Origin of the sequence: Sphingobacterium suaedae, from assembly GCF_042684625.1 — a bacterium.
GTDB classification, from domain to species: Bacteria; Bacteroidota; Bacteroidia; order Sphingobacteriales; family Sphingobacteriaceae; genus Sphingobacterium; species Sphingobacterium suaedae.
Window position 1 is genome coordinate 569,597 of record NZ_JBHULR010000004.1, and the last position, 24,377, is coordinate 593,973.

Below are 24,377 nucleotides of genomic sequence, written 5' to 3' on the forward strand. Positions count from 1 at the left end.
GGTTGAACTGCCGCTTCTTACCGGACGGGGTGTATGCGCAGATACTGGAAGTGATCATTTAGCATGCCATTCTCTTTCCAAAAAACGTCCTTATGGTTTACTGGGGTGTAGAAATTTCCGTCTTTCCCCCAAAATCCTCGGTCGCCTGATTCTGGCATCCAATGGGTGAAACCAATAGTAAACAGCAATTGAATGCTTGTTCCTTCCACGCGGTATAAGGCGAGATCTCCTGTCGTTTCATATGGATTTGCGGCAAGTGTTAAGATATGGTTTTTATCCGCGGACAGGTGTGGAAATTCGTCGAAAGCACCCATTTGTTCACCCGTCGTCCGGTTAAATAAGAAAACGCGATACATTTCGTAGAATGATCCAGAAACAACAAATGCGTCGAGTATGTCTATGTGTCCCAGATAACCGTATTCGACTTGATCATCACCGTCCGTGATCCTATCATGCAAACTAATACCATCGCCCTGTGTCGTCGGCAACCATAAGGTACCCGACCTTTGCTGAAATCGAGTAGAGTCAGCATGAAAGAAACGGACACTTTCTTTTTTTTGCTGATCGAACGTCGCTTTGTCTATCAACGCTAAATCCAGGTAATCTTGCAATCGTTTCTTCTGTTCGTTCTGCTTACTTTTGTCCGCTAGTTCCAAATAGGTATAGTGATAAAGGTCTGCCGCCGAAAGTGCTATTTCCGAAGAGCTACCGGTTTCTCCTTTCTTTACATATACTTTTTCCCAGGCGGAGCGTTCTATCTCTACATCGTTTTCTACGAACGTTCGGCCTATTCGCTCCCGAACACCCCACCAATCGCCCGCATCTTCTACAATATCGAGTTTTGTACCGTAATCGTATGTTCCGAGTGGAACCGCTTTTTCTGAGCAACCTTGCCGGAATATAGCTCCCGAACGGGAAGTGACCATTGCGGTTTTTAACACCGGAGTACTGTCAAAGTCTAACAATATTGGCGGATAAGAGGTCGTCTTTTCCGTTTGGTTTACCTGGTCATGAGTCGAAAGGGAATCTTCGCCCGAGCTTACGGGCGTTGTTCCGGTAGGTGCCGAGCATGCGTTGAACAAAAGGCACAGGAGCAGCAAAATCGATAAAGAGCAGCATTGTCGTGGTTTTAGGTCGCTATAGTCCATTAGATTTTTAGTCATTGATCGTCAATTCGCCCCGGATATCTTTTTCAATCCAATAAGCCACTGACTCCTGATCCGGAAAATGGCCTTGCAAATACATTAATTTTGTCACTGCGGCTTCAAAAGTCATATCGTAACCGTTTAAAATGCCAATCGCTTTCAATCCTTGCGAGGTTTCATACCGGCCAAGTTCAACAGAGCCTACCTTACATTGGGAGATATCCAGAATGTTTTTTCCACGCTTTACCGCTTGTGCCAACATATCCAGAAACCATTCATCTGTCATCGTGTTGCCAGAACCAAAGGTTTCCATGACGATACTGCGGACATCTGATGCTAAGATTGCCTGTATGAATGTTGGGCTGATGCCGGGAAAGAGCTTAAGTACACCGACATGATTATCCAGTTTAGTGTGCATGATAAATTCTTTATCGGTATTATCTAACAAAGCCTCGCGGTTGTAGTTGATATGTATTCCTGCTTCAGCCAGCACGGGATAGTTTGGAGAACGGAATGCTTCGAACTTGGCCGAATTATACTTGAAGGAACGGTTGCCACGAAACAGTTTGTTGTCGAACAAAATACATACTTCTTGGATGATGGATTTACCGTTTTCCTTGGCGGATGCTATTTCAAGTGCTGTCATCATGTTTTCCCGCGCATCGGTCCGAATCTCCCCAATCGGCAGTTGCGATCCAGAGAGGATTACCGGTTTCTGCAACCCTTCCAGCATGAAGCTGAGAATGGACGCGGAGAAGGACATCGTATCGGAACCATGCAAAATAACGAAGCCATCGTAATGTTCGTAATTATCCTTAATAATCTGTGCCATTTCTACCCAGATGGAAGGTTTCATATTCGACGAATCAATGATCGGTGTAAATGAATGCACCGTGAGTTTGTAGTTAAGTCGTGCGAGGTCCGGTAAATTTCTGGCGATTAATTCAAAGTCGAAGGGAACGAAGGTACCCGTGTCTGGATTCTTCACCATTCCGATGGTTCCGCCTGTGTAAATGATAAATATGTTGTGCATGGTTAACGCTTAAATCCCGAATATTCGTTTTGAATTTGCAGTGGTAATAGCTGCTACGTTTTCGATGGTTGTCTCGTGTAGATCGGCCACTTTTTCCGCTACATACTGTAGATAGCTGCTTTCATTTTCTTTGCCACGGAAGGGAACCGGGGCCAAATAAGGGGCATCGGTTTCCAAGACGATATGGGCGAGGTCAAGCGCCTTGACCACAAGGTCTAGGCCAGCTTTCTTATAAGTGACCACACCTCCTATGCCCAACGTAAATCCCAGGTCGATGGCACGTTTAGCCTGCTCAAGCGATCCTGTGAAACAATGAAGTATACCGAACAGCTTGTCGTCTTTCAGTTCGTCGAGTAGCTCAAACAATTCGTCAAAAGCTTCTCGACAATGAATGTCTATAGGTAGTCCTAATGATTTTGCCCATCCCACCTGTATACGAAACGCTTCCCGTTGGAAGTCAAAAGTGCTTGTATCCCAATAAAGGTCTAACCCGATTTCGCCAATGGCAAACACCCGGAGATCGGCCAGGGCCTGCTCGAGTGTACGCAATTCTGTACGAAAGTTCTCCTTTACGGAACAAGGATGGAGTCCGAGCATGGGAAAACAGTTGTCCGGATAATTGCGTATAGTATCCAAAATCAATGGAAGCGAGTCCATATCTACGTTTGGCAGAAATAGCCGGTCGATATGTTTATCTCTGCAACGTTGCAATTGCTCGGCTAGCTTATCCGTATGTGCATGATAATAGATGTGTGTGTGAGTGTCTGTAAGTATATAGGGTTCCGTGGACATAGTTCTGCGATAATGGGGCTAAATTTAGCGTTTTCGTAGTAGAACACCTAACACACACAAAAAAAACGCAAGACTTTTAAGGATCTTGCGTTTTTTTTGTGAATTTATTAATGTTCTTATTTTTTTATTGCTGCAGAGTCGACGGGCGTAGCTGGTGTTTTTGGACCGGGAATGATATCCACAAGTTCCACATCAAATACCAAAGGTGCATATGGAGGGATTGCACCCCCGCCACGTTCACCGTATCCTAAGTTGGAAGGCACAAGCAAAGTGGCTTTCGAACCTTTTGTCAACAATTGTAGACCTTCTGTCCAGCCTTGGATAACAGGGTCATGTCCTACGCGAAAACGAATAGGCTCGTATTGGCGCATCGGGTTGAATTTATTATTTTTCTTCGCAACGTCGGCATTGTTGGTGTCGAATACTGTTCCAGAAACAAGCGTGCCCGTGTAGTTTACGACAACCGTATCACCAACAGCGGGCTTATTGCCTTTACCTTCCTGTGCGATGACATACTGTAGACCCGACGCCGTTTTCTTAGGTTCTAATTTTTTATCGGAAATATAATTCGCTAATTTGCCTTCTTCCGCTTTTTTCAATCCTTCGATTTCACCTTTAAAATACGTGTCGATCTGCGCGTACAAAGCTGAGTCTGTTAAATTTCCTTTTTTGAAATGTTTTCTAACCTTGATCGTGAATGTAACGAACTTATCTGCGAACTCTGGTTTAGGTTGACCAGATTTAGCTGCCATGGTGTCTAAATTCAAGCGGAATACAGCGCTATCGCCTTCTCCTAAAAACTTGAACATGGAGTTATAATCTCCTGCGTATAGGCCTGGAATAGAATCCGGGGCAATATTTACGATTTGTGGTAAGCCAATATCATAGGTACTTTGTAATAGGGAATCTTTGCGGTCAGATTTAACAATCATGTCTACCGACAACAAGTCGCCTGCCTTAGCCTTTTCAGCTCCTGCATCTTTCACGATCTTATATTCAAGACCACCGTCGCCCTTTTTGAAATTTTGGCAAGCCGCAGTCGCTAGTAAGGTGACAGCCGCCGAAAGGAATAAAATTGATTTCTTCATTGTTCTGATATAATCACTAAGTTATTTTGTTAATATTTCTTTGTAAGATGGTAAAATGGATTTGAATTTGTTTACGACCTGACTGAGTTCTTCATGCGAACTTCCGCCAGAAGCATTCAGATGCCCGCCTCCATTAAAGTATTTTTTACAAATTTCATTGCATGGAATTTCTCCAATTGACCGCAAAGATAATTTAATTAATTCAGTTCTGTCAATAAATAATGCGGCTAATCGAATGCCTTTTACGGAGAGAGCATAATTGACAAGCCCCTCTGTATCACCTGTTGTCACCTGAAATTTTTCCAGATCATCTTTCGTTATGGCGAAGAGCGCTGTATTGTACTCTGGAATCACCTCTAAACAATTTAATAGGCAATAACCCAAAAATTTGAGACGGTTTTCCGTGGAACTGTTGTATACCTGTTCATGGATCTCCCAGTTTTTTGCTCCGGCCTCAATAAGACTGGCGATGATATGGTGTACGGCAGCGGTTGTCGATCGGAAACGAAAGGATCCTGTGTCGGTCATAATACCTGCATACAGGCAGGTGGCTATGTCGGAAGTTAGTGCCTGATGATCTCCATTAACATCACAAATAAAGGTATAGATCAACTGCGCGGTCGCAGCGGCCTCCGGATTCCAGTACGTGAGGTCTGCGAAATCTTCGGGATCTAAATGATGATCAATCATCCATTTTTGTCCCTGCGCGGCGCGGATTAACGGCTCGAGGATATTGGTCCTGCTGAGGGCGCTGTAGTCTAAGCAGAAAATAATATCCGCCTCTTTCAGCAGTAGTTCGGCACGATGTTCGGCTAGTGGATAAATAAGTACATCTTCGCATCCGGGCATCCAATTCAAAAAAACAGGGAAGTCGGACGAAAGAACGACTTCGACGTGATGTCCTTTCGTTTTTAACCAATGATATAAGCCCAACGAAGAACCAAGAGCATCTCCATCGGGTTTATGATGAGTGGTGACAACGATTTTTTTAGGTGCGGCGAGTAACTGTAAATTATTTTCTCCTGTCAGCATAAGTATTCTAAGTTTGCAAACCTAACATTATTTTGTTGGTTGCGGAAATTTTTTCATGATAAGTGTACCTTAAAAAATGTTAAGACAAAAAGGTGCAGCGTCGAGCAAGCTTCGAGGGGGAAATACATGCTGGTCCGTATGCGCTTCTCTTTACGGATTTCAATTTTTAAAAGCATATAATTTGCGATCCCGACGTACGCAAAGAAGGTATGTGGCACTGTTGTAATCGATTTTACCGAAATAGAAGTTTGGTAAAGCCTCGATCGGAAATCCATCGTATATTCCGCCCTTTTCGTCGAAAAGGTAGATCAAGTTATTTCCGCGAGAAGAAATGCCGAGTAGCCGGCCTGTACCACCGTTTCGGAATAATTGAGGACGATCAGTTATCTCTTGCGTGAATGTAAACTCGTACGTGGTACCGCTATCCTGTAGACCTTGTTGGATAAGCCGTTTTGCGTCAATAATATAGGCCGTACGGGCATCTTCTTGTCCCAGCGGTTCAAAAACGACCATTGCGTCAGTCGGCCATGTATCCATTTTCCGCTTGGTTGGCTCTTGTAGGAAGTCGATGGTCACGAGATAACCAGCCGAGTCAAGGGCATGGACTACGGTTTCTTTTGCACTGTTGCTGCCTAGAGCAATCGGGTTTGCGAATTGACTATTTTCCAGCTGTTCCTCCTTGATCAATTCGCCAGTGGCATTGAACTGATAAAAATGTGCCTCGGAAGTACCCACATATATGGTATTATTTCGCACCTTCACGTCGAAAAGAATCTTGCCGCGCACATTCTTTTGTTCCCAGCCGTTGGCTCTCTTGCCCGCTAATGTGTAGACTGAGATCGAGCGGCCGAGCGGAACAAAAATGAGCTGTTGTCCGTCAGCCTCCGCTATGGTCGGCGCGTGTGAAGGTTCGCCGTCCATCCGTACAGGGAAGCCAGAAATGGAATTGCCTTCTGTATCAAATCGATACAATTGGTTCCGGTCGGTCACCAACACAATGGAGCGATCGGCAAGCTGTTGAGCATCGCCAACAATACGTCCATGCAAGACCGCCGACCACATTTTTTTGCCTGTAGGATGGATTCCGTGCACCGTATGATCTTGTTCTTGTATCAGAATAAACTGGCTGGTGTCCGAATGTTCGAACACCCACGGAGCTGTAATGGGCCTGTTTTCAAACTCGTATGTCCATTCCGGCGATGCGCCTAGTGCATTTTTACTTTTGTAGATTCCGTATAGACTAGATAGAAACTTGCCGCTGTTGCCCGAAATCTGTACAGACCACGAATAAAAATCTTGGTAACCAAAATCCGCTTTATCCCTGAAGCCGATGCTATACTCCCTTTTTAGCAAGTTGCTGATGAGATTGGAAGCGGTCCGTGTACGAAGAAAGTAAGTCACGTTGGCTTCATTGCCCTGAATGCGTTCAAAATTTTTGAAACCGATCGTATTGATCAGCAGGTTGACTTGTTCCCAATCTCGTCGATACCCTTGTAATACACTTTGATTGTTGGCTAAAACCAATGTCTGCCCGATGCGAAAGAAGTACGGGCGGGAAAACAACTTTAGCGGATCTCCAAATAAGGCATACGGTATGTTGGCATAATCGAAGCGGTAGAGTGATCCTTCGATCTCTGAAACGAGGTTGCTGGCTAATTGCTTCCAACCGGAGGTATCCCGCAAGGCGAGGAAAGCCAGTTCAGTTTGGTTGCTTTGTTCGACGACGGCAAACTCATCCCCGAACAAAGGTACGATCTGTTTGTCGAAAGACACGCCTTTATCTTTTTGCAGTTCGTTGAATTGGCGGTTCAGCTGTTCGTGTTCTTTCCGTAAAACAAATAATTGGGCGAGATCCTGTTGAAACCGGTTCCTGTCACTCACCGCAAAGGATAGGTAGGACGCGGTGTTTTCCGGGAAGAACTGGTAAAGCCCCTGCGTCGTTTTGTTTTGATGACTGAATATCTCTAGGTAATTTTCCTTGTTTCCGGCAGTTTCACTTTCGCCACTCAAAATCAGCGCGTCGTTTTTAAAGTTCAAATTCCAAGCCGACTTACCACCTAGGTTTTCAAATAGATTTAGGGTCTTTCCAGGCTTTCTACGTAGCACATGCTTTGCTATTGCGTTGACCTGATCATGTACGAAATAGACACTTAATGGTGAATTTCGACTGTTATTGTCTACAAAGTAATCAATGTTGCTCTTGTCGAGCTTAGGAACCCCTTCATCCAGGATCTTATATAACAAGCTGTCTGAATAGGTGACAAAGAAAATGTTTTTATGATACAGTACGTGAAATATGGAATCTTTTACACCGTTATCAAAATTGAACAAGCGTGCGCCCAACGTATCTTTCTGCGAGACGGAATAGGATTTACCAGTTTGATCAACAATGGCTGCCAAGGCTTCGGGTTCGACGTGCTCGAGGGTAGGAATGGTAAATAGGGTGCTTATACCATCTTGCTCTGGGTGTAGCGAAGCGTAGATTTCCACGCCTTCGACATAAGGCTGCAATACCGTATTGCGGAGCATTTTTGTTTTCAAAAGCTGCCATTGTTCCATTTCTTGCCTGCCTATCAACGCCTCGAAAATCTCAAAATCTTTGAAGATATTGTCGGTGGTGGCGTCATTATGGAAGGTAGCGATAAGAAATGTCTCTTTTGGTAGGTAGGTGAGTGGGCGGACGGTTTCTTTTTTGTCGCCCTCCAAATTGGCAAAATAATATATCGAAGCCCCAATAACGGCTACAAATAATAAAATACTGGTGATAATCGTGTTTCTCATCGCACTGTGCCTGTAACATCTCAAAAATAAAAAATAAAAGTGTATTTATGGCCTACCCACACCGACAGATACCGACATTGCGTATTTATCGATCCCGAGCCATTACATGAATTTCTTGTTTAAATTTCAAATTTTACGAAATTTGAAACACAATATGCCTTATATTTTATACATTTATAAGCGCAAAAACATACATGAATAGAACTTAATCTCTTTTATGAATAAACAAATTATATTAACAGCGTCCTTTTTTGGGCTCACCGCTGTGATATTGGGGGCGTTTGGTGCACATGGATTAGAAGGGAAAATCAGTGATTATCATTTAGGAACGTGGAAGACAGGAAATCAGTATCATTTTTACCATACATTAGCACTGCTATTTTTATCGACATTTTCGCGGGCTAAGAACGCCTCCATCCGGATATCGTACATCGCGTTTACAGTAGGCATCCTATTGTTTTCCGGTTCATTGTACGTGTTAAGTATCCGCGAGTGGTTGGGGTGGGACGGACTTCGGCTTTTGGGCCCTATTACGCCATTGGGCGGGCTTTGTTTTATGATCGGCTGGTTGGGGCTGTTTGTTGCCGCACTGCGTAACCGATCGTAAACGACATACATCATAACAGAAGCCTCACTATGCCCTAGGGAGGCTTTTTTATGCTTTTTTAATCGGAAATTACACACTACTCCCTGTAGGTTTTGCTAAATTTGTGCTATATGTCGGATATCACATTATTCCAAAGGGAACGCGAGACTTTGTTTGTCGAGGTCATTCTGCCCCTGTATATTGCGAAAACTTATACATACCGGGTTCCGGTCGAATGGAATGCATCCGTTGCCATCGGTAAGCGCGTGATCGTTCAATTTGGACGAAATAAGATCTATTCGGCGATTGTCTATAGGGTGTCGCAAGAAGCTCCTTTGCATTACGAGGCCAAGTATATCCTAAGCATTATTGATGATGAACCGGTAGTGGATACGAAACAGCTAAGGCTATGGGAATGGATATCTGCTTATTATATGTGTTATTTGGGCGAGGTTATGCAAGCTGCTCTGCCCGCAGCAATGAAAATGGCCAGCGAAACTAAGATTGTAGCCGCGGAGAGAGAGGATTTGGACCGGTCGTTGCTTTCCGATAAGGGCTTTATGGTTATGGAAGCTCTGGATGTGGCGGGAGAACTAACTGTCAATGATATTGTCAAGCTTCTGGGGCAGAAAACCGTTTTTCCTTTGTTAAAATCATTGTTTGACCGAGGATACATACTCATCTCCGAAGAGATAAAGGATCGATTTAAGCCGAAAAGGAAGGCACACATTGTATTCGCTCCCGACTTTGCTGACAGTGAAGCAATACGTGTGCTGCTCGATTCCCTCAATCGGGCGCCGAGGCAACAAGATGCTGTTTTGGCCCTTATACAGCTTCGGAAAACGAAGCCGGAGGTAACACGCCAAGATATTATGGAGGCAACCGGGGTTAGTGCAGGCATCGTCGCCTCACTTATTGAGAAGGGGGTTTTCGAAGTAAAGGAGAAGGTGGTTTCGCGTTTGGGTGGCGAGGACGTGGAGATTACGTCCGAATTTGAGTTGAATGAGCAACAACAAATTGCATTTGATCAGATTAACGCGTCGTTAGCGGAAAAAGACGTGGTGCTTTTGCACGGCGTTACAGCCTCTGGAAAGACACAACTGTATATCCGACTGATCGAGCAGATGCTACAGCAGGGCAAAAATGCGTTATATCTGCTGCCTGAAATTGCACTGACAACGCAAATAACAGATCGGCTGAAGCTGCACTTTGGCGATAAACTTGGCGTGTATCATTCTAAATTCAATGATAACGAACGGGCAGAAGTTTGGCATAAAGTCTTAAAAGGGCAATATAAGGTGATTATCGGCGCTCGGTCTTCTATATTCTTGCCTTTTCGGGATCTTGGGTTGATCGTGGTCGATGAAGAACATGAAAGTTCGTACAAGCAGTATGATCCGGCGCCCCGTTATCATGCCCGCGATACGGCCATCTACTTGGCACATGTACAAGGTGCTCAGGTGCTGTTGGGTTCGGCGACACCGTCTATTGAGAGTTATTACAATGCAAAAGCCGGCAAATATGGCTTGGTCACACTGAAAGAACGTTTTGGCGAATCTAAATTGCCAGATATTCACGTGATTAATATTGCAGAAGAGGGAAGGAAGGAGCAGATGTTCTCGTACTTTAGCGGTGTAATATTACAGGCGATAACCGATGTGCTTGCGCGTAAAGAGCAAGTTATCTTATTCCAGAACAGACGTGGGCACACGCCTTTTGTACAATGCAATACGTGCGGGTGGGTCGCCAAATGTGTCAACTGCGATGTGAGTTTGACGTACCACAAGTCGACGAACCATTTGCATTGTCATTATTGTGGACATGCCGAACCTCCAGTGCAGGTTTGTCCGGCATGTGGGATGCCGCATATCGAAAGTAAGGGGTTTGGTACAGAGCGTGTAGAGGAAGAACTGGAGTTGTTGATTCCTCACGCGCGTATCGGACGTTTAGACCTGGATTCAACGAGGGGGAAATATGGTTTTGATAAAATTATTACCGCCTTTGACGATCACGAATTTGACATTCTTATAGGTACACAAATGGTCGCTAAGGGACTTGACTTTGGCCGGGTAAGCCTGATCGGGATTATCAATGCGGACGCTATGATTAATTTTCCAGACTTTAGGGCTTACGAGCGCGCCTTCTCATTATTCTCGCAGGTTGCAGGGCGTGCCGGCCGCCGGGAGAAAGAAGGGAGGGTGATCATACAGACGCATACCCCCAATCATCGGGTGCTCGAACAGGTCATTCAGCACAACTACGAAGGGATGTTTATGACCGAGGTAACCGAACGCAAAAACTATCAGTATCCGCCATTCTACCGATTGATTAAAATAGACCTTAAACATACCGATATGCAAGTGGTGCACGACGGTTCCGTTCGCTTGGCCGGCCTTCTCCGTACGCATTTGGGAAGCCGGGTGTTAGGACCTGAACCACCCTTGATCTCCCGTATCCGAAATCATTTTATTCAGACGATTACTTTAAAAATAGAACGGAACAATGTGAGTGTGGCTAAGGTGAAGGAATTGATCCTGCAAGCGATCCTAGAGTTTGAGTTGGATAAAAATAACAAAGGTATCCGCATCTCCATCGATGTCGATCCGTATTGATTTGAGTAGACTGCAAAACGGTGTGGTTTCGGGCTGGCTTTTTACGATTTATCGTGCTCCTTCCATTGCCGTGAAAAGGATTTGTCAGCTATTTTAGGTAATTCTCGGTGCTGTCCCCATGCTTTTTTAAAGAAATTCCGTAAAAAGAAGTTCTTCCATTTGCCACCGAAGAAGTCGATCAACTTTCTGCGTTGTATTACGTAGGTAAAACCCTTCCAGGCTTTCGCTTCCGTGCCAGTGGTCAGTTGTTGTTCAACCGCAGCCTTTCGGTTTAATAGCAGCATTTTTTGGATATCAATTCCGACTGGACATACTTCGGTACATTTGCCACATAATGATGATGCGTAGCTTAGGTGTTTAAATTCCTTCATGCCGTGGAAATGTGGTGAGATCAGCGACCCGATAGGTCCTTGATAGGTTGTCTCGTAGGTATGGCCGCCAATGTTCTGATAGATTGGACAAACGTTTAGACATGCTCCACATCGGATGCAGTATAGTCCTTGCCGTTGTTCCTTTTCAGCGAGAAGATTGGTACGGCCGTTGTCAAGTAAAATGACATACATCTCTTGGGGGCCGTCGGTATCCTGTGGCTGCCGAGGTCCGGTGAGTATCGTGTTATATACTGTCAGGTTCTGGCCTGTTCCGTGTGAAGCTAACAGGGGCCAGAATAGATCGAGATCCTGCATGCTCGGTATTATTTTTTCGATCCCGACGACGGCAATATGTACGTTGGGAAACGTCGTTGTTAATCGGGCGTTACCTTCGTTCTCCGTGATGGCAATACTCCCTGTATCGGCGATTAGGAAATTTGCCCCCGAAATCCCGACGTCGGCCTGTGTGTATTTTTCACGGAGCAGTTCACGCGCCTTAGCAGTCAATTGTTCGGCCGTCGCGTCGAGTGGTGTCTTAAATTTTTCGTGAAAAAGCCGGGCTATTTCTTCACGGTTTAAGTGCATGGCGGGCGTTACAAAATGGTAGGGTTTTTGATTCAACAGCTGGATGATGAATTCGCCCAAGTCGCTTTCTACTGTTTCGATCTGCTTCTCTTTCAGAAAGTGATTCAGTTCGATCTCTTCCGTCGCCATAGATTTCGACTTGATAATCAATTTGGCTTGATGAAGTTGTAAGATGCGGTCAATCTCCGCTTGTGCTTCCGCAGCATCGTTGGCCCAAATAATTTTTCCTCCCCGTTTCGTGAAATTTGCTTCGAAGTCGAGCAAGTACCGGTCCAAGTGCTCGATGGTCTTCCATTTGATTAAATTGGCTTTCTTTTTCGAATTCTCCAGATCGAAAAACTTATCGACACTTCTATTGAAAGCGGTGGTGTATTTGTCGATGCTGGAGTTGATAATATCGCGATGATGCTGGTCAAAGGATTTGACTGCACTTTCTGCTAAAAATTTATCTGCCAATTGTTGCGCCATGTGGTAAAACTACTCTTTTTTGCGCTGATCCGCAATACGGAAGGGTGACAAACAAAAAAAAGGAGGTTTCTTACCAAACGACGGTTTTTTTAGATCAAAACCTGTTGCTTTTAGGTAACTGCTGTCCAACAGGTGGTTAATGGTTCCTATTATTTTTCTTCGAATACGTAAAGAAGTCCTTTATAGTTCGCGCAGGTTAGTTGAAAATATGTCGGATCATATGCTAAGCGGAAGACATTAAAAAAGACTCCCAAGCTGACAATAATCCTGCGGTTCGTCATCAGCTTGGGAAATCGCTGTCGTGTACTTTACGGAGCTTTATTTACTTGCCCGTAAATCGATGTTTAATTCTTCCAGTTGTGCCGAGTCAATAGCGGCCGGTGCATCAATCATGACATCACGCCCTGCATTGTTTTTCGGAAAGGCGATGAAGTCGCGGATTGTTTCTTGTCCTCCTAGGATGGCCGTTAAGCGGTCTAACCCGAACGCCAGTCCGCCATGTGGCGGCGCGCCGTATTGAAAAGCATTCATTAAGAAACCAAATTGTTCCTGGGCTTGTTCTTCGGTGAACCCAAGGTGTTTAAACATCAAGGCTTGCGTTTCTTTATCGTGGATACGGATAGATCCGCCTCCGATTTCATTACCATTTAGCACCAAATCGTAAGCATTGGCACGTACTTTTCCCGGATCAGTGTCCAATAGGTGTATGTCTTCTTTCTTTGGCGATGTAAAGGGATGGTGCATCGCGTGGTAGCGTCCGGTCTCTTCGTCCCACTCCAGTAAGGGAAAATCGATCACCCAAAGAGGGGAAAACTCGTTCGGTTTGCGTAAGCCGAGTCTGTTTGCCAGTTCCATACGTAAGGCGCTGAGCTGTGTTCGCGTTTTAAAAGCAGGGCCAGACAACACAAGGATGAGGTCTCCCGTTTGTGCGCCGGTCGCGGAGGCCCATTTTTTTAAATCCTCCTGGTCGAAGAATTTATCGACAGATGATTTGAATGAACCATCGCTTTCACATTTGCAATACACCATGCCGGAAGCGCCGATTTGCGGGCGTTTCACCCAATCGATGAGCTCATCGATTTGTTTACGCGTGTAGGAAGCGGCGCCCGGGACAGCTATCCCGACCACGAGTTCTGCGGTATTAAAAATACCGAAGTCTTTATGTTGCGCGACACGGTTCAGTTCGCCAAATTCCATTCCAAACCGGATATCTGGTTTGTCGTTGCCGAACCGACGCATCGCTTCATCAAATGTCATACGCGGAAAGGCGTCGATATCAATGTCGTGTATTTTCTTTAAGAGATGTCGCGTCAGGCCTTCGAATACTTGAAGAATGTCTTCCTGCTCAATAAAAGACATCTCACAGTCGATCTGTGTGAACTCCGGCTGCCGGTCGGCGCGCAAGTCTTCATCACGGAAACACTTAACAATTTGAAAATAACGGTCCATGCCCGCAACCATTAGCAGTTGTTTGAACGTTTGGGGGGATTGAGGCAGGGCATAAAATTGTCCCGGATTCATGCGGGAGGGGACAACAAAGTCGCGCGCACCTTCGGGCGTCGACTTAATTAAATACGGTGTTTCAACTTCACAAAAATCTAGGCTGGACAAGTAGTTGCGTACTTCCTGTGTAACGTTGTGCCGGAAAAGTAAGTTGTTTTTGACGGGGTTACGCCTGATATCGAGATAACGATATTTCATACGAATATCCTCTCCGCCGTCGGTTTCGTCTTCTATAGTGAATGGAGGCACTTGCGCTTCATTGAGTATGCTGAGCTCCGTAACTAGTACTTCGATGTCGCCCGTTGGGATGTTGGCGTTCTTCGATTCGCGCTCGATGACTGTTCCGGTCACCTGAATGACGAACTCACGACCGAGCGATTTCGCTTGCTGCATGATGGTGGCATCTGTACGTGCTTCATCAAAAATTAATTGCGTGATACCGTAACGATCGCGTAAATCTACCCATATCATGAAACCTTTGTCTCTGGATTTTTGTACCCATCCGGCCAATTTGACTTCTTTGTTTGCATCGGCAGCACGTAGTTCTCCGCAATTATGACTTCTGTACATTACTTCGTAAAAATTAAAAAAGTGAAAAATAGAACGTGACCTTGTTTGCATCCGTATACTACCGGATCAAGGAACGTTGGTTTCTTCCCATCTGACATGGAAAAAGTCCAAAGCAAAAATATCGGATTTCGAGGACAATAACGAAAGTAATCGATGGAATATGGTGGCTGCATCGTCCATAAGCAGGTGCACCCCGAAAAAGCGCGGTGAATGATGCGCATCGTTGGTAAGAAGCCCGAAGTTTTTTATATCTATAGCCGGCTTGCTCCACTTTCTCCCACCTTCGCTGTACAAAGTAGAAAAAAAAGAAAAAAATAACACACTGTTTATCGGTTTTATTTGTGTTTGATCACACGTTGCCTTGAGTAATCTGAAGACCGGCTAGAAAATTAATTTCCCGAATGTAGTGCCGTAAGGCTCTTGTTTTAAGGTTTTTCCTTGCTTTTTTAGTCAGTCCTGTTATGCGGTTTTTCTGCTTTTTTCGATGTGGAAAACTTTTTTGTGTTATATTGTGGGGGAAAGTGGGAGAAAGTGTATACTTTTACATTGAATTTAGGTTAGGCTTATAGGCTAATGAACTATTTGATCGGAGAATACGAATGCAAGTTGGACGCCAAAGGAAGAATGGTTGTTCCTGCCGGGCTCAAGAGGCAACTGCCTGATGTTGAGCGTGAGGGGCTTGTTGTGAATCGTGGTTTCGAGAAAAATTTGGTCATTTATACAAGGGCGGAGTGGAATAAGATTTTGAAACAGCTTTCACGGCTTAATCAGTTTCAAACGAAGAATAGGGAGTTTGTCCGAAAGTTTATGAGTGGAGCGACGGAATTGATGTTGGATTCGGCGGGTCGGGTGTTGCTTCCAAAAAGTCTGTTGGAGTATGCGGAAGTTGGGTCGGATTTGGTGTTGGCCTGTAATCTGGAAAAAATTGAAGTGTGGTCTAAGGTGAAATATGAGGAGCAGATGGAGGCATTGTCTGAAGAAGATTTTTCTGGTTTGGCGGAGCAAGTGATGGGAGGTTTTGATCTGGAAGGAGGTTTAGATGGTTAATCCGACGACTTATCATGTGCCGGTGATGTTGTACGAGTGTATGGAGGCCTTGGCTATTCGTCGGGATGGTGTGTATGTGGATCTGACATTTGGTGGCGGTGGACACTCGAGGGAGATCTTGCGGCAATTAGGATCTGAGGGGCGGCTTATTGCATTCGATCAGGATCCAGACGCTGCCCGGAATGCGTTGGATGATCCTCGTTTTACGTTGGTGCATCAAAATTTTAGGTTCTTAAAAAATCATCTTCGTTTGTTGGGAATTCGTGAGGTAGACGGTGTGCTTGGAGATTTGGGGGTGTCGTCGCATCAATTTGATTCTCCGGAGCGAGGTTTTTCTATTCGGTACGATGCGGGATTGGATATGCGAATGGATCAGGTTTCTGAATTAGATGCGAAGCGTGTCTTGGATACGTATAGTGAAGAAGACTTGCATCGTATTTTTGGAATGTATGGTGAGATCCAAAATGCGCGATCATTGGCTAAGACTATAGTTACAGCGCGTTTGAATGGTGTGATTGAGACGGTGGTTGATTTGAAAGAGGTAATTAAACGTTTGGTGCCGCGTGGTAAGGAACATAAGTATCATGCGCAGGTTTTTCAGGCTTTGCGTATTGAGGTAAACCGAGAGTTGGAAGCGCTTCAGGAATGTTTGGAGCAGACGGTTTCTGTTCTGAAGCCGGGAGGGCGATTGGTTATTATGTCGTATCACTCATTGGAGGATCGCCTGGTGAAGAACTTCATGCAGAAGGGCAAGTTTAAGGGGGAAGTGGAGAAGGATTTTTTTGGTAATGAAATCAAGCCTTTTCATGTCATTAGTCGAAAGGCAATTACGGCTGGTGCGGAAGAGTTGAAAATAAATAATCGGGCCCGGAGTGCGAAGTTGCGGGTCGCTGAACGGATAGCTTAATTTTTTAGAGATGTCGAGAAATACGATTAAAAATAAAGAGTTGAGTGAAGAGGTTCAGGAAAAAATGAACGAATCCGTTGAGGAGAAAGTGGAGGAAACGCAAGATTTTCTTCGGTCTATATTTTCGCCTAAACGTTTGTCCAGTTATTTGGTGGCGAGGAACCTTCCTTTTGCTGCATTTATCGCCTTATTAGGGCTTCTATACATCTCTAATAGGCATCTTGCTGAGCGAACGGTGAGGGCTATTGACAGATTGGGGCGAGATGTGAAAGAGTTGAGTTGGGATTATAAATCGTTGTCGGCCGAGTTGATGAAGCTGACTACGCAAACCGAGATTGCGAAGCGTGCGGATACGTTGGGATTGAAGGAACGTACGGAGCCGCCGATCAAAATCGAAGTGATTAAAGAAACGAAGTGACACATAGACACGTAGTCGTATGAATATTAGGAAATCTATACTTATTCGGGTATACCTGGCGTTCGGGCTGATGGTGTTTGGAGCGTTGCTGGTTTTTGGGAAGCTGCTGCACTTACAGTATGTCGATGGGGGCGAGTGGCGCGCCATGGTGGATAGCCTGACAATTCGGGAGCGCGTAATTGAAGCTGCGCGTGGCAATATCTATTCAAACGACGGAAGCTTATTGGCTACGTCTGTGCCTGAATATGAATTGCGGTTCGATGCGATGTCTATTCCGGCGGAAGCGAATGATGTGTTCAATTCTAAAGTGGATTCGTTGGCTTATCGTCTGTCGGCCTACTTCCGAGATAAGTCGGCACGTCAGTATTTAGTGCTATTAAAAAATGCACGCGCAAAACGTGCGCGTTATATGTTGATCAAACGAAATGTGTCGCATCAGGATTTGAAGGTGGTGAAGACTTTTCCGTTGTTGCATACCTTTAGGGAGGGGAAGAAACGGTATTCGACGAGTTTGGTAACCGTGCGCGAAAACAAGCGTATTTTGCCGTTTACGAATCTCGCGGCGCGTACTATTGGTTATAAAAATACGAAAGGGGATACTGTTTTGGTGGGACTTGAAGGGGCGTATGGATCCTATATTGACGGAAAGAGCGGCTCTCAATTAATGCAGCGTATCGCAGGAGGAGTTTGGGTACCTGTGAATAGGGAGGTGGAAGTGGCGCCGGTGGATGGATCGGATATTATTTCGACGTTGGATGTCAATATACAAGATATGGCTCAGCGAGCGTTAGAAAAGCAATTGATAGCGAGTGATGCCGATAATGGTTGTGTTATTCTGATGGAGGTGGAGACTGGTGAGGTGCGCGCAATTGCCAATTTTACAAGGGATAGTGAGGGTGTATTTCGAGAGAAGTATAACTATGCCATTGCCCAAGGGGCCGACCCAGGATCAACGTTTAAGTTGGCGAGCTATTTAGCTTTGTTGGATGACAAATTGGTGGATACATCAACCACTGTAGATATTGGAAATGGAACGTATAAAGTGCCGTCGCATACAATAAAGGACTCTCATGCACCGAAGAAATCGGTAGTAACTGTTAAAGAAGCGTTTGAGGAGTCGTCCAATGTAGGGGTGGCTAAATTGGTGAATACCCATTATGGAAGCAGTCCAGCGAAATATACTTCAAAATTGCATCATTTTGGACTAGGGCAGCCGTTAGGACTGCAGATTCCGGGGGAAGTGAAGCCTTGGGTGAAAACGCCCGACAGTAGAACATGGAGTAAGCTTTCGTTGGTGCAAATGGCGTATGGATATGAATTGCGGTTGACGCCTTTACAGATGTTGGCCTTTTACAACGCGGTAGCGAACAATGGCCGGATGGTGGCACCTTTGTTTGTCAAGGAAATACGCCACTTAGGAAATACGGTAGAACGTTTTGAGGCGCGGGTTATCAACGAACATATTGCTTCAAAAGAAGCAATTGAGAAAGTGCAAAAGATGTTGGAGGGGGTTATGATCGAAGGTACAGGTAAACGATTGAGTTCTCCGTTATATACATCGGCTGGAAAAACCGGAACAGCACAAATGAATGATGGCGCTCGTGGTTATGGAGCTCGTCGTTACCAATCCTCATTTGCGGGGTACTTCCCGGCTCAAAACCCGAAGTACTCGATGATCGTAGTCATTCGGAATCCGAGAAAGGGGTATTACGGTGGGGCGATAGCCGGTCCGGTTTTCAAGGAGTTGGCCGATATGGTTTATGCGAATGACTTGTCGTTGCATGGAACGCTTGCTAGCCGGAAAGTAAACATGGCCGGCGGTAAAACGCCGCTGACGCTGAACGGCTCTAAAGAAGCTTCAACGGCTGTTTATCAAGCTTTAGGTTTTAATCCGTCCAGCTGGAATACGGTTGCGCAGTCTGCAGATTCTTCGGGAAAAGGTGTCCCTTTTGTAGAGGTTCAGGTGAAAGAAGGGTTGGTGCCGAATGTGATGGGGATGGGCCTGTCAGATGCGATTTTCACCATGGAGAATGCTGGATTTAAAACGAAAGTATCCGGACGCGGTAAAGTGATTAATCAATCGCTGGTTGCCGGCACGAAATTGAAAGTAGGAACGCCAATTATTTTGGCGCTGAACTAAGTATATGAAATTAAAAGAACTATTACACGCCGTTCCCGTACAACAGCTCGAAGGAAAATTAGAGCTGGAGGTGCCATCGATTTGTTTCGATTCGAGGCAAGTGATCGAAGGGGGGATGTTTGTTGCGGTTCGTGGAGTGCACACCGACGGGCACCTTTATCTTGAAAAGGCGGTGGAACTGGGCGCTAAGGTTCTTGTTGTAGAAACTTTGCCCGAGCAATTGTCCGACGAGGTGACGTACATTGTTGTGGATGATACGGCCTACGTGCTTGGGTTGTTGGCAACCAATTTTTATGGTGATCCTTCCAAAGGGCTGAAGTTGGTCGGTGTAACGGGAACGAATGGAAAAACAACCATTGCAACCTTGTTATTTAATCTATTTGGCAATTTGGGCTATCACGTAGGATTACTGTCTACTGTGCAAAACAGAATCGGAGAACGGATTATCCCGGCAACACATACAACGCCGGATCCTATTGCGTTGAATGAATTGCTTCGGGAGATGGTGGATGACGGTTGCGATTATTGTTTTATGGAGGTCAGCTCACATGCTGTTGTGCAACAACGTATTGCTGGCTTGCGCTTTGCAGGCGGGATTTTTTCGAATATCACACATGATCATCTTGATTTTCACGGAACGTTTGATCATTACATCAAGGCTAAGAAAAAATTCTTTGATGATTTAGACCGTTTTGCTTTTGCGCTAACCAATGCGGACGACCGGAATGGGGCGGTGATGTTACAGAACACGTTTGCTCATAAAAAGACTTACGGGCTTAAGAATATGGCAGACTTTAAAGCGCGTATTGTGGAGAGCCATTTCGATGGTATGCTGTTGCATATGGATGGTCATGATGTTTGGGTGAAGTTAGTTGGCGGCTTTAATGCTTACAATTTATTAGCTGTATATGGAGCCGCCATTCTGTTGGAACAGGAAACGCTGAAGGTCTTGACAGCGATGAGCGCTATTGAGGGGGCTGAGGGACGATTTGAAGTGATTCGTTCGTCGACAGGTGCCGTTGGAATTGTCGATTATGCGCATACGCCCGATGCCGTGGAGAATGTATTAACGACGGTTCGGGAACTGCGAAATGCTGGGCAGCAAATTATCACGGTGTTGGGCTGTGGTGGCGATCGCGACAAGACGAAACGTCCGGAAATGGCTGCGGTGGCGGTGCGGTTGAGTGATAAAGTGATTGTGACCTCGGATAATCCGCGTACGGAAGATCCTATGACTATTATTGCCGATATGGAGGCTGGAATAGACGCGAAGGACAAAAAAAATGTATTTACCATTGCCGATCGTAAAGAAGCTATCCGAGCGGCGTGTCATCTGGCGCAACCCGGCGATATTATTTTGGTGGCAGGTAAGGGACACGAGAAATACCAAGATATCAATGGGGTGAAACATCATTTCGACGACAAGGAAATTTTAGAACAAACTTTTAACGAACAGTAAAAAAAAGCGAATGTTATACTACTTATTTGGCTGGTTACAAGAGCATATGCATATTCCCGGAGCGGGGTTGTTTCAGTACATCTCCTTCCGGACAGCAATGGCTGTTATTGTTTCGTTAATTATTACTACTGTATACGGAAGTCGATTGATTCGAGCGCTGCACAATAAGCAAGTAGGAGAGACCATCCGTGATCTAGGACTGGAGGGAGAGAAACAAAAGGCGGGAACACCGACGATGGGGGGATTGATTATTATAGCGGGTATTCTGATTCCGACGTTGTTGTTTGCGAAACTTGATAATATTTACGTCATCATTATGATCGTGACCACGGTATGGATGGGCGCGATTGGTTTCTTAGATGATTATATTAAAGTTTTTAGAAAAAATAAAGAAGGGCTTGCCGGACGCTTTAAGGTGATCGGTCAAGTGGGGCTTGGTACATTGATTGCTATTACGATGTATTTCCATCCAGATATTGTCGTACGGCAGGAGGTGAAAAATCCGACGTCGACCAAAGCCGTGCAAATCATGACAGATACTCAAACGGGCGAACGGTATTATGCGGAGAATGTTAAATCGACAAAGACCAATATTCCATTCTATAAGAATAACGAGTTTGACTATGCTAAAGTATTGAGCATGTTTGGCCTAAATGGGGGACTGGTTACCTTTTTTGTTTTTCTGGTCGTCGTTGTTTTTATTGTCACGGCGGTTTCGAATGGAGCCAATATTACGGATGGAATAGATGGATTGGCTACGGGCACATCGGCCATTATCGGGATCACGCTGGCTATTTTGGCCTATGTCTCGGGTAACGTGATCTTTTCGGATTACCTCAATATTATGTATATCCCCAACTCGGGTGAACTCGTGATTTTTGCGGGTGCGTTTGTAGGGGCTTGTACCGGGTTTTTGTGGTATAATGCATTCCCTGCTCAGGTTTTTATGGGAGATACAGGCAGTTTGGCTATCGGGGGTATTATCGCCGCTTTTGCCATTTTGATCCGTAAAGAACTGTTGATTCCGGTGCTGTGTGGTGTTTTCTTATTGGAAAATGTCTCGGTGATCATGCAGGTTTCATATTTCAAATATACCAAGAAGAAATATGGCGAAGGGAGGCGGATATTTTTAATGTCTCCATTGCACCATCATTACCAAAAAAAAGGGTACCATGAATCGAAAATCGTGATGCGTTTTTTTATTGTTTCTATCATCTTGGCAATCGTAACCATAGTCACATTAAAAACAAGATAAGATGCCGAATATTGCACATACATATTATCCACAGCAGGGCTCACTCGTCGTCCTTGGAGCAGGAGAAAGCGGAGTAGGTGCTGCTATCTTAGGCAAGGATAAAGGATTTGACGTGTTTGTTTCGGATAAGGGAACTATCGGGGCATCGTACAAACACGTGCTGGAAGATGAAGGTATTTTGTATGAGGAACTACAGCATTCGGAGGAAAAGATCCTAGGAGCTTCTCTCGTGGTTAAGAGTCCGGGTATTCCAGATCAGGCACCTTTAGTACAGATGCTGAAGAAGGCTGGTGTTCCCGTAGTGTCGGAAATTGAATTTGCGGCGCAGTACACCGATGCTAAGTTGTATTGTATAACAGGTTCGAATGGAAAATCGACCACGACAATGCTCACGTACTACATGCTGCAACACGGAGACTTACGCGTAGGTTTGGCGGGTAACATTGGGAAGAGCTTTGCATGGCAAGTGGCGCGCTCAGACTACGACGTGTATGTACTGGAGATCTCCAGTTTTATGCTGGATGATATGTATCATTTTCGGGCGGATATAGCCGTGATTTTGAATATAACGCCGGATCATTTGGATCGGTATGATCACCGTATGGAAAACTATGTGGCATCGAAATTCAGGATGATCAGAAACCAGACTGAACGTGATTATTTCTTGTATTGCGCTGATGATGCCGAGACGGTTAAAGGGTTAGCAATCTATAAGACCAGTGCACAATATCTGCCGTTCAGTCAACAACAGGAGATGGTGCCCGGCGCCTATTTAGATAAGGATCAGAATATTGTAATTAACATACCTAATAAAGAAACATTTGCGATGAATATTGAAGAGCTGTCGTTACAGGGGAAACACAATGTGTACAATAATATGGCTTCGGGGCTGATAGCAAAGGTGCAGGAGTTGCGTAATCAGACGATGAAGGAAAGCATGGGTTCTTATGTAAATATTGCCCACCGTTTGGAGCATGTGGCTTGTATCGGAGGTGTCAATTACATCAATGATTCGAAAGCAACGAACGTGAACTCGGTGTGGTACGCTTTAGAAAGCTTTTCGCCTGAGATTATCCTAATCATGGGCGGAGTTGACAAAGGGAACGATTATGAAATGTTGCGTGACTTGGTTAAAAGTAAGGTGAAAGCGATTGTATGCATTGGCAAGGATACTGTGCGTATACATGAATCGTTCGAAGAAGATACCGCTATTATTGTGAACAGCTCATCGATGCTGGATGCTGTAGAAATGGCTTCTCACTTAGCAAAAAAAGGAGATACCGTACTATTATCTCCGGCTTGTGCAAGTTTTGATTGGTTCAAGAACTATGAAGAGCGTGGCGATAAGTTTAAAGAAGCGGTAATGGCATTATAAACCTAAAAGGATGATGGATCAGATCTTTAGTAAGCTGAAAGGTGATAAATGGATATGGATAATCGTAATTGTATTATCCGGTTGGTCCTTGCTTGCCGTATACAGCTCTGTGGGTACCTTAGCTTATAAAGAAGGAAAAGGTACGGAACTGTATCTGTTTAAGCATTTCTCTATTATTGCAATAGGAATTGTTTTGATGTACCTGTCGCACAAATTGGATTACCGTTATTATGCTGGTATTTCCAAGTTATTAATGCTGATCACGATACCATTGTTGCTGTTTACCTTGATCGGAGGGAATAAGGTGAATGATGCAAGTCGTTGGGTTACCATTCCGGTTATCAATCAAACGTTTCAAACTTCGGATTTGGCGAAATTGGCGTTAATCACGTTTCTCGCGCGGATGTTGTCGCGAAAGCAGGAAGATATCAAAGATGTGAAAAAATCGTTCGTACCCATTATGGGGGCAGTTTGCGCGGTTTTCATATTAATTGCTTGGGCCAATTTGTCGACGGCTTTGATGTTGTTTGGCACGTGTGTTTTGCTGTTGCTTATTGGACGTATCAGTTTCAAGCAGATCGCGATCGTATGCGTGGGTGGAGGATTTTTGTTGGCGTTGGTGATATTGATTGGACCGCGCCGAGCGACCTATTTAAGTCGTATTGAAGGCTTTTTTCGGACAGAAGAGGCGGCCGCTTCAAACAATGTGCCGTTTCAGGAAGATAAAAACTATCAAGCGAATTTGGCGAAGATGACCATCGCGTCGGGGGAATTTTTCGGGAAAGGAGCAGGAAATAGTGTTGGACGAAATCTATTGCCCCATCCGTACTCGGATTTCATCTTTGCCATTATTGTCGAAGAATATGGGACTATAGGTGGTGCAATTCTGTTGTTTTTATATATGGCTTTGATGTATCGGTGTATTCGAATTGTTACGTTAAGTCCTCGGGCGTTTGGGGCTTTTCTAGCGGCAGGTTTGGGTTTTAGCCTCACTATCCAAGCGTTGGCCAATATGGCTGTTGCTGTAGGTTTAGGCCCCGTAACGGGGGTTCCCTTGCCCTTGGTCAGTATGGGTGGGACATCAATATTGTTTACGAGCGTAGCGTTGGGGATCATATTAAGCGTGAGTAGAAATATTGAGGAATTAAAAGGTAAAGAAGAATTAAACGAAGTTCCAAAAACGAAGAAAGTGGTCGTTGGAACGATATAA

18 protein-coding genes are annotated in these 24,377 nt (G+C 44.9%); 10 read left to right on the forward strand and 8 right to left on the reverse strand.

What is annotated here, in order from left to right; all coding sequences use genetic code 11:
- Positions 1 to 17: 17 nt before the first annotated feature.
- The 6 genes from ACFSR5_RS11960 to ACFSR5_RS11985 all read right to left on the reverse strand — a co-directional run bounded on the left by ACFSR5_RS11960 (position 18) and on the right by ACFSR5_RS11985 (position 7,871).
- Complete coding sequence (locus tag ACFSR5_RS11960; RefSeq protein ID WP_380904037.1) at positions 18 to 1,163, reverse strand: SH3 domain-containing protein; 1,146 nt, start codon at positions 1,161 to 1,163, stop codon at positions 18 to 20.
- The gene (locus ACFSR5_RS11965) at positions 1,156 to 2,178 is read right to left on the reverse strand and encodes an asparaginase (RefSeq protein WP_380904039.1); all 1,023 of its coding nucleotides are present in this window, start codon (positions 2,176 to 2,178) and stop codon (positions 1,156 to 1,158) included. The genes ACFSR5_RS11960 and ACFSR5_RS11965 overlap by 8 nt, the downstream gene beginning before the upstream one ends.
- A 9-nt stretch (positions 2,179 to 2,187) precedes the next feature.
- Positions 2,188 to 2,970, reverse strand: coding sequence for a TatD family hydrolase (locus ACFSR5_RS11970; protein WP_380904041.1), 783 nt, complete (start codon positions 2,968 to 2,970; stop codon positions 2,188 to 2,190).
- A gap of 116 nt (positions 2,971 to 3,086) precedes the next feature.
- Positions 3,087 to 4,058: an FKBP-type peptidyl-prolyl cis-trans isomerase gene (locus ACFSR5_RS11975; protein WP_380904043.1), complete on the reverse strand. Its 972-nt coding sequence runs from the start codon at positions 4,056 to 4,058 to the stop codon at positions 3,087 to 3,089.
- Between the two features lie 21 nt (positions 4,059 to 4,079).
- Entirely contained in the window at positions 4,080 to 5,090 is a 1,011-nt protein-coding gene (locus ACFSR5_RS11980) for a DHH family phosphoesterase (protein WP_380904045.1), read from the reverse strand.
- A gap of 159 nt (positions 5,091 to 5,249) precedes the next feature.
- The gene (locus ACFSR5_RS11985; protein WP_380904047.1) at positions 5,250 to 7,871 is read right to left on the reverse strand and encodes a hypothetical protein; all 2,622 of its coding nucleotides are present in this window, start codon (positions 7,869 to 7,871) and stop codon (positions 5,250 to 5,252) included.
- 217 nt (positions 7,872 to 8,088) lie between these two features.
- Between ACFSR5_RS11985 and ACFSR5_RS11990 the strand changes: the two genes are divergently transcribed.
- Positions 8,089 to 8,478: a DUF423 domain-containing protein gene (locus ACFSR5_RS11990; protein ID WP_380904049.1), complete on the forward strand. Its 390-nt coding sequence runs from the start codon at positions 8,089 to 8,091 to the stop codon at positions 8,476 to 8,478.
- 110 nt (positions 8,479 to 8,588) lie between these two features.
- Positions 8,589 to 11,069: a replication restart helicase PriA gene (priA, locus tag ACFSR5_RS11995; RefSeq protein ID WP_380904051.1), complete on the forward strand. Its 2,481-nt coding sequence runs from the start codon at positions 8,589 to 8,591 to the stop codon at positions 11,067 to 11,069.
- A gap of 41 nt (positions 11,070 to 11,110) precedes the next feature.
- Here the strand turns inward: priA and ACFSR5_RS12000 are convergent, their stop codons facing one another.
- A complete protein-coding gene (locus ACFSR5_RS12000) occupies positions 11,111 to 12,493 on the reverse strand; it encodes a LutB/LldF family L-lactate oxidation iron-sulfur protein (RefSeq protein WP_380904053.1) in 1,383 nt (460 codons plus the stop codon).
- Between the two features lie 318 nt (positions 12,494 to 12,811).
- Positions 12,812 to 14,566, reverse strand: a complete 1,755-nt coding sequence (aspS, locus tag ACFSR5_RS12005; RefSeq protein ID WP_380904055.1) for an aspartate--tRNA ligase — start codon at positions 14,564 to 14,566, stop codon at positions 12,812 to 12,814.
- Positions 14,567 to 15,139: 573 nt separating this feature from the next.
- Here aspS and mraZ point away from each other — a divergent pair.
- From mraZ to ACFSR5_RS12045, 8 genes are read left to right on the forward strand one after another with little or no spacing between them, the layout of a single operon-like run.
- Positions 15,140 to 15,613: a division/cell wall cluster transcriptional repressor MraZ gene (mraZ, locus tag ACFSR5_RS12010; protein WP_380904057.1), complete on the forward strand. Its 474-nt coding sequence runs from the start codon at positions 15,140 to 15,142 to the stop codon at positions 15,611 to 15,613.
- The gene (rsmH, locus tag ACFSR5_RS12015; RefSeq protein ID WP_380904059.1) at positions 15,606 to 16,520 is read left to right on the forward strand and encodes a 16S rRNA (cytosine(1402)-N(4))-methyltransferase RsmH; all 915 of its coding nucleotides are present in this window, start codon (positions 15,606 to 15,608) and stop codon (positions 16,518 to 16,520) included. The genes mraZ and rsmH overlap by 8 nt, the downstream gene beginning before the upstream one ends.
- A 10-nt stretch (positions 16,521 to 16,530) precedes the next feature.
- On the forward strand, positions 16,531 to 16,938 hold the full coding sequence (locus ACFSR5_RS12020; RefSeq protein WP_380904061.1) for an FtsL-like putative cell division protein: 408 nt from the start codon (positions 16,531 to 16,533) through the stop codon (positions 16,936 to 16,938).
- A 19-nt stretch (positions 16,939 to 16,957) separates the two neighbouring features.
- Complete coding sequence (locus ACFSR5_RS12025) at positions 16,958 to 19,078, forward strand: penicillin-binding protein (protein WP_380904063.1); 2,121 nt, start codon at positions 16,958 to 16,960, stop codon at positions 19,076 to 19,078.
- A gap of 4 nt (positions 19,079 to 19,082) precedes the next feature.
- Complete coding sequence (locus ACFSR5_RS12030) at positions 19,083 to 20,537, forward strand: UDP-N-acetylmuramoyl-L-alanyl-D-glutamate--2,6-diaminopimelate ligase (protein ID WP_380904065.1); 1,455 nt, start codon at positions 19,083 to 19,085, stop codon at positions 20,535 to 20,537.
- 10 nt (positions 20,538 to 20,547) lie between these two features.
- Positions 20,548 to 21,792 carry a phospho-N-acetylmuramoyl-pentapeptide-transferase gene (gene mraY / locus ACFSR5_RS12035; protein WP_380904067.1) on the forward strand — a complete coding sequence of 415 codons (1,245 nt, stop codon included), beginning with the start codon at positions 20,548 to 20,550 and terminating at the stop codon, positions 21,790 to 21,792.
- Between the two features lies 1 nt (position 21,793).
- A complete protein-coding gene (murD, locus tag ACFSR5_RS12040; RefSeq protein WP_380904069.1) occupies positions 21,794 to 23,167 on the forward strand; it encodes a UDP-N-acetylmuramoyl-L-alanine--D-glutamate ligase in 1,374 nt (457 codons plus the stop codon).
- Between the two features lie 13 nt (positions 23,168 to 23,180).
- Positions 23,181 to 24,377, forward strand: a complete 1,197-nt coding sequence (locus ACFSR5_RS12045; RefSeq protein WP_380904361.1) for an FtsW/RodA/SpoVE family cell cycle protein — start codon at positions 23,181 to 23,183, stop codon at positions 24,375 to 24,377.

Coding starts and splice junctions, on each gene's coding strand:
- ACFSR5_RS11960 (WP_380904037.1), bottom strand. CDS start 1,163: ATGACTAAAAATCTAATGGACTATAGCGACCTAAAACCACGACAATGC.
- ACFSR5_RS11965 (WP_380904039.1), bottom strand. CDS start 2,178: ATGCACAACATATTTATCATTTACACAGGCGGAACCATCGGAATGGTG.
- ACFSR5_RS11970 (WP_380904041.1), bottom strand. CDS start 2,970: ATGTCCACGGAACCCTATATACTTACAGACACTCACACACACATCTAT.
- ACFSR5_RS11975 (WP_380904043.1), bottom strand. CDS start 4,058: ATGAAGAAATCAATTTTATTCCTTTCGGCGGCTGTCACCTTACTAGCG.
- ACFSR5_RS11980 (WP_380904045.1), bottom strand. CDS start 5,090: ATGCTGACAGGAGAAAATAATTTACAGTTACTCGCCGCACCTAAAAAA.
- ACFSR5_RS11985 (WP_380904047.1), bottom strand. CDS start 7,871: ATGAGAAACACGATTATCACCAGTATTTTATTATTTGTAGCCGTTATT.
- ACFSR5_RS11990 (WP_380904049.1), top strand. CDS start 8,089: ATGAATAAACAAATTATATTAACAGCGTCCTTTTTTGGGCTCACCGCT.
- priA (WP_380904051.1), top strand. CDS start 8,589: ATGTCGGATATCACATTATTCCAAAGGGAACGCGAGACTTTGTTTGTC.
- ACFSR5_RS12000 (WP_380904053.1), bottom strand. CDS start 12,493: ATGGCGCAACAATTGGCAGATAAATTTTTAGCAGAAAGTGCAGTCAAA.
- aspS (WP_380904055.1), bottom strand. CDS start 14,566: ATGTACAGAAGTCATAATTGCGGAGAACTACGTGCTGCCGATGCAAAC.
- mraZ (WP_380904057.1), top strand. CDS start 15,140: ATGAACTATTTGATCGGAGAATACGAATGCAAGTTGGACGCCAAAGGA.
- rsmH (WP_380904059.1), top strand. CDS start 15,606: ATGGTTAATCCGACGACTTATCATGTGCCGGTGATGTTGTACGAGTGT.
- ACFSR5_RS12020 (WP_380904061.1), top strand. CDS start 16,531: ATGTCGAGAAATACGATTAAAAATAAAGAGTTGAGTGAAGAGGTTCAG.
- ACFSR5_RS12025 (WP_380904063.1), top strand. CDS start 16,958: ATGAATATTAGGAAATCTATACTTATTCGGGTATACCTGGCGTTCGGG.
- ACFSR5_RS12030 (WP_380904065.1), top strand. CDS start 19,083: ATGAAATTAAAAGAACTATTACACGCCGTTCCCGTACAACAGCTCGAA.
- mraY (WP_380904067.1), top strand. CDS start 20,548: ATGTTATACTACTTATTTGGCTGGTTACAAGAGCATATGCATATTCCC.
- murD (WP_380904069.1), top strand. CDS start 21,794: ATGCCGAATATTGCACATACATATTATCCACAGCAGGGCTCACTCGTC.
- ACFSR5_RS12045 (WP_380904361.1), top strand. CDS start 23,181: ATGGATCAGATCTTTAGTAAGCTGAAAGGTGATAAATGGATATGGATA.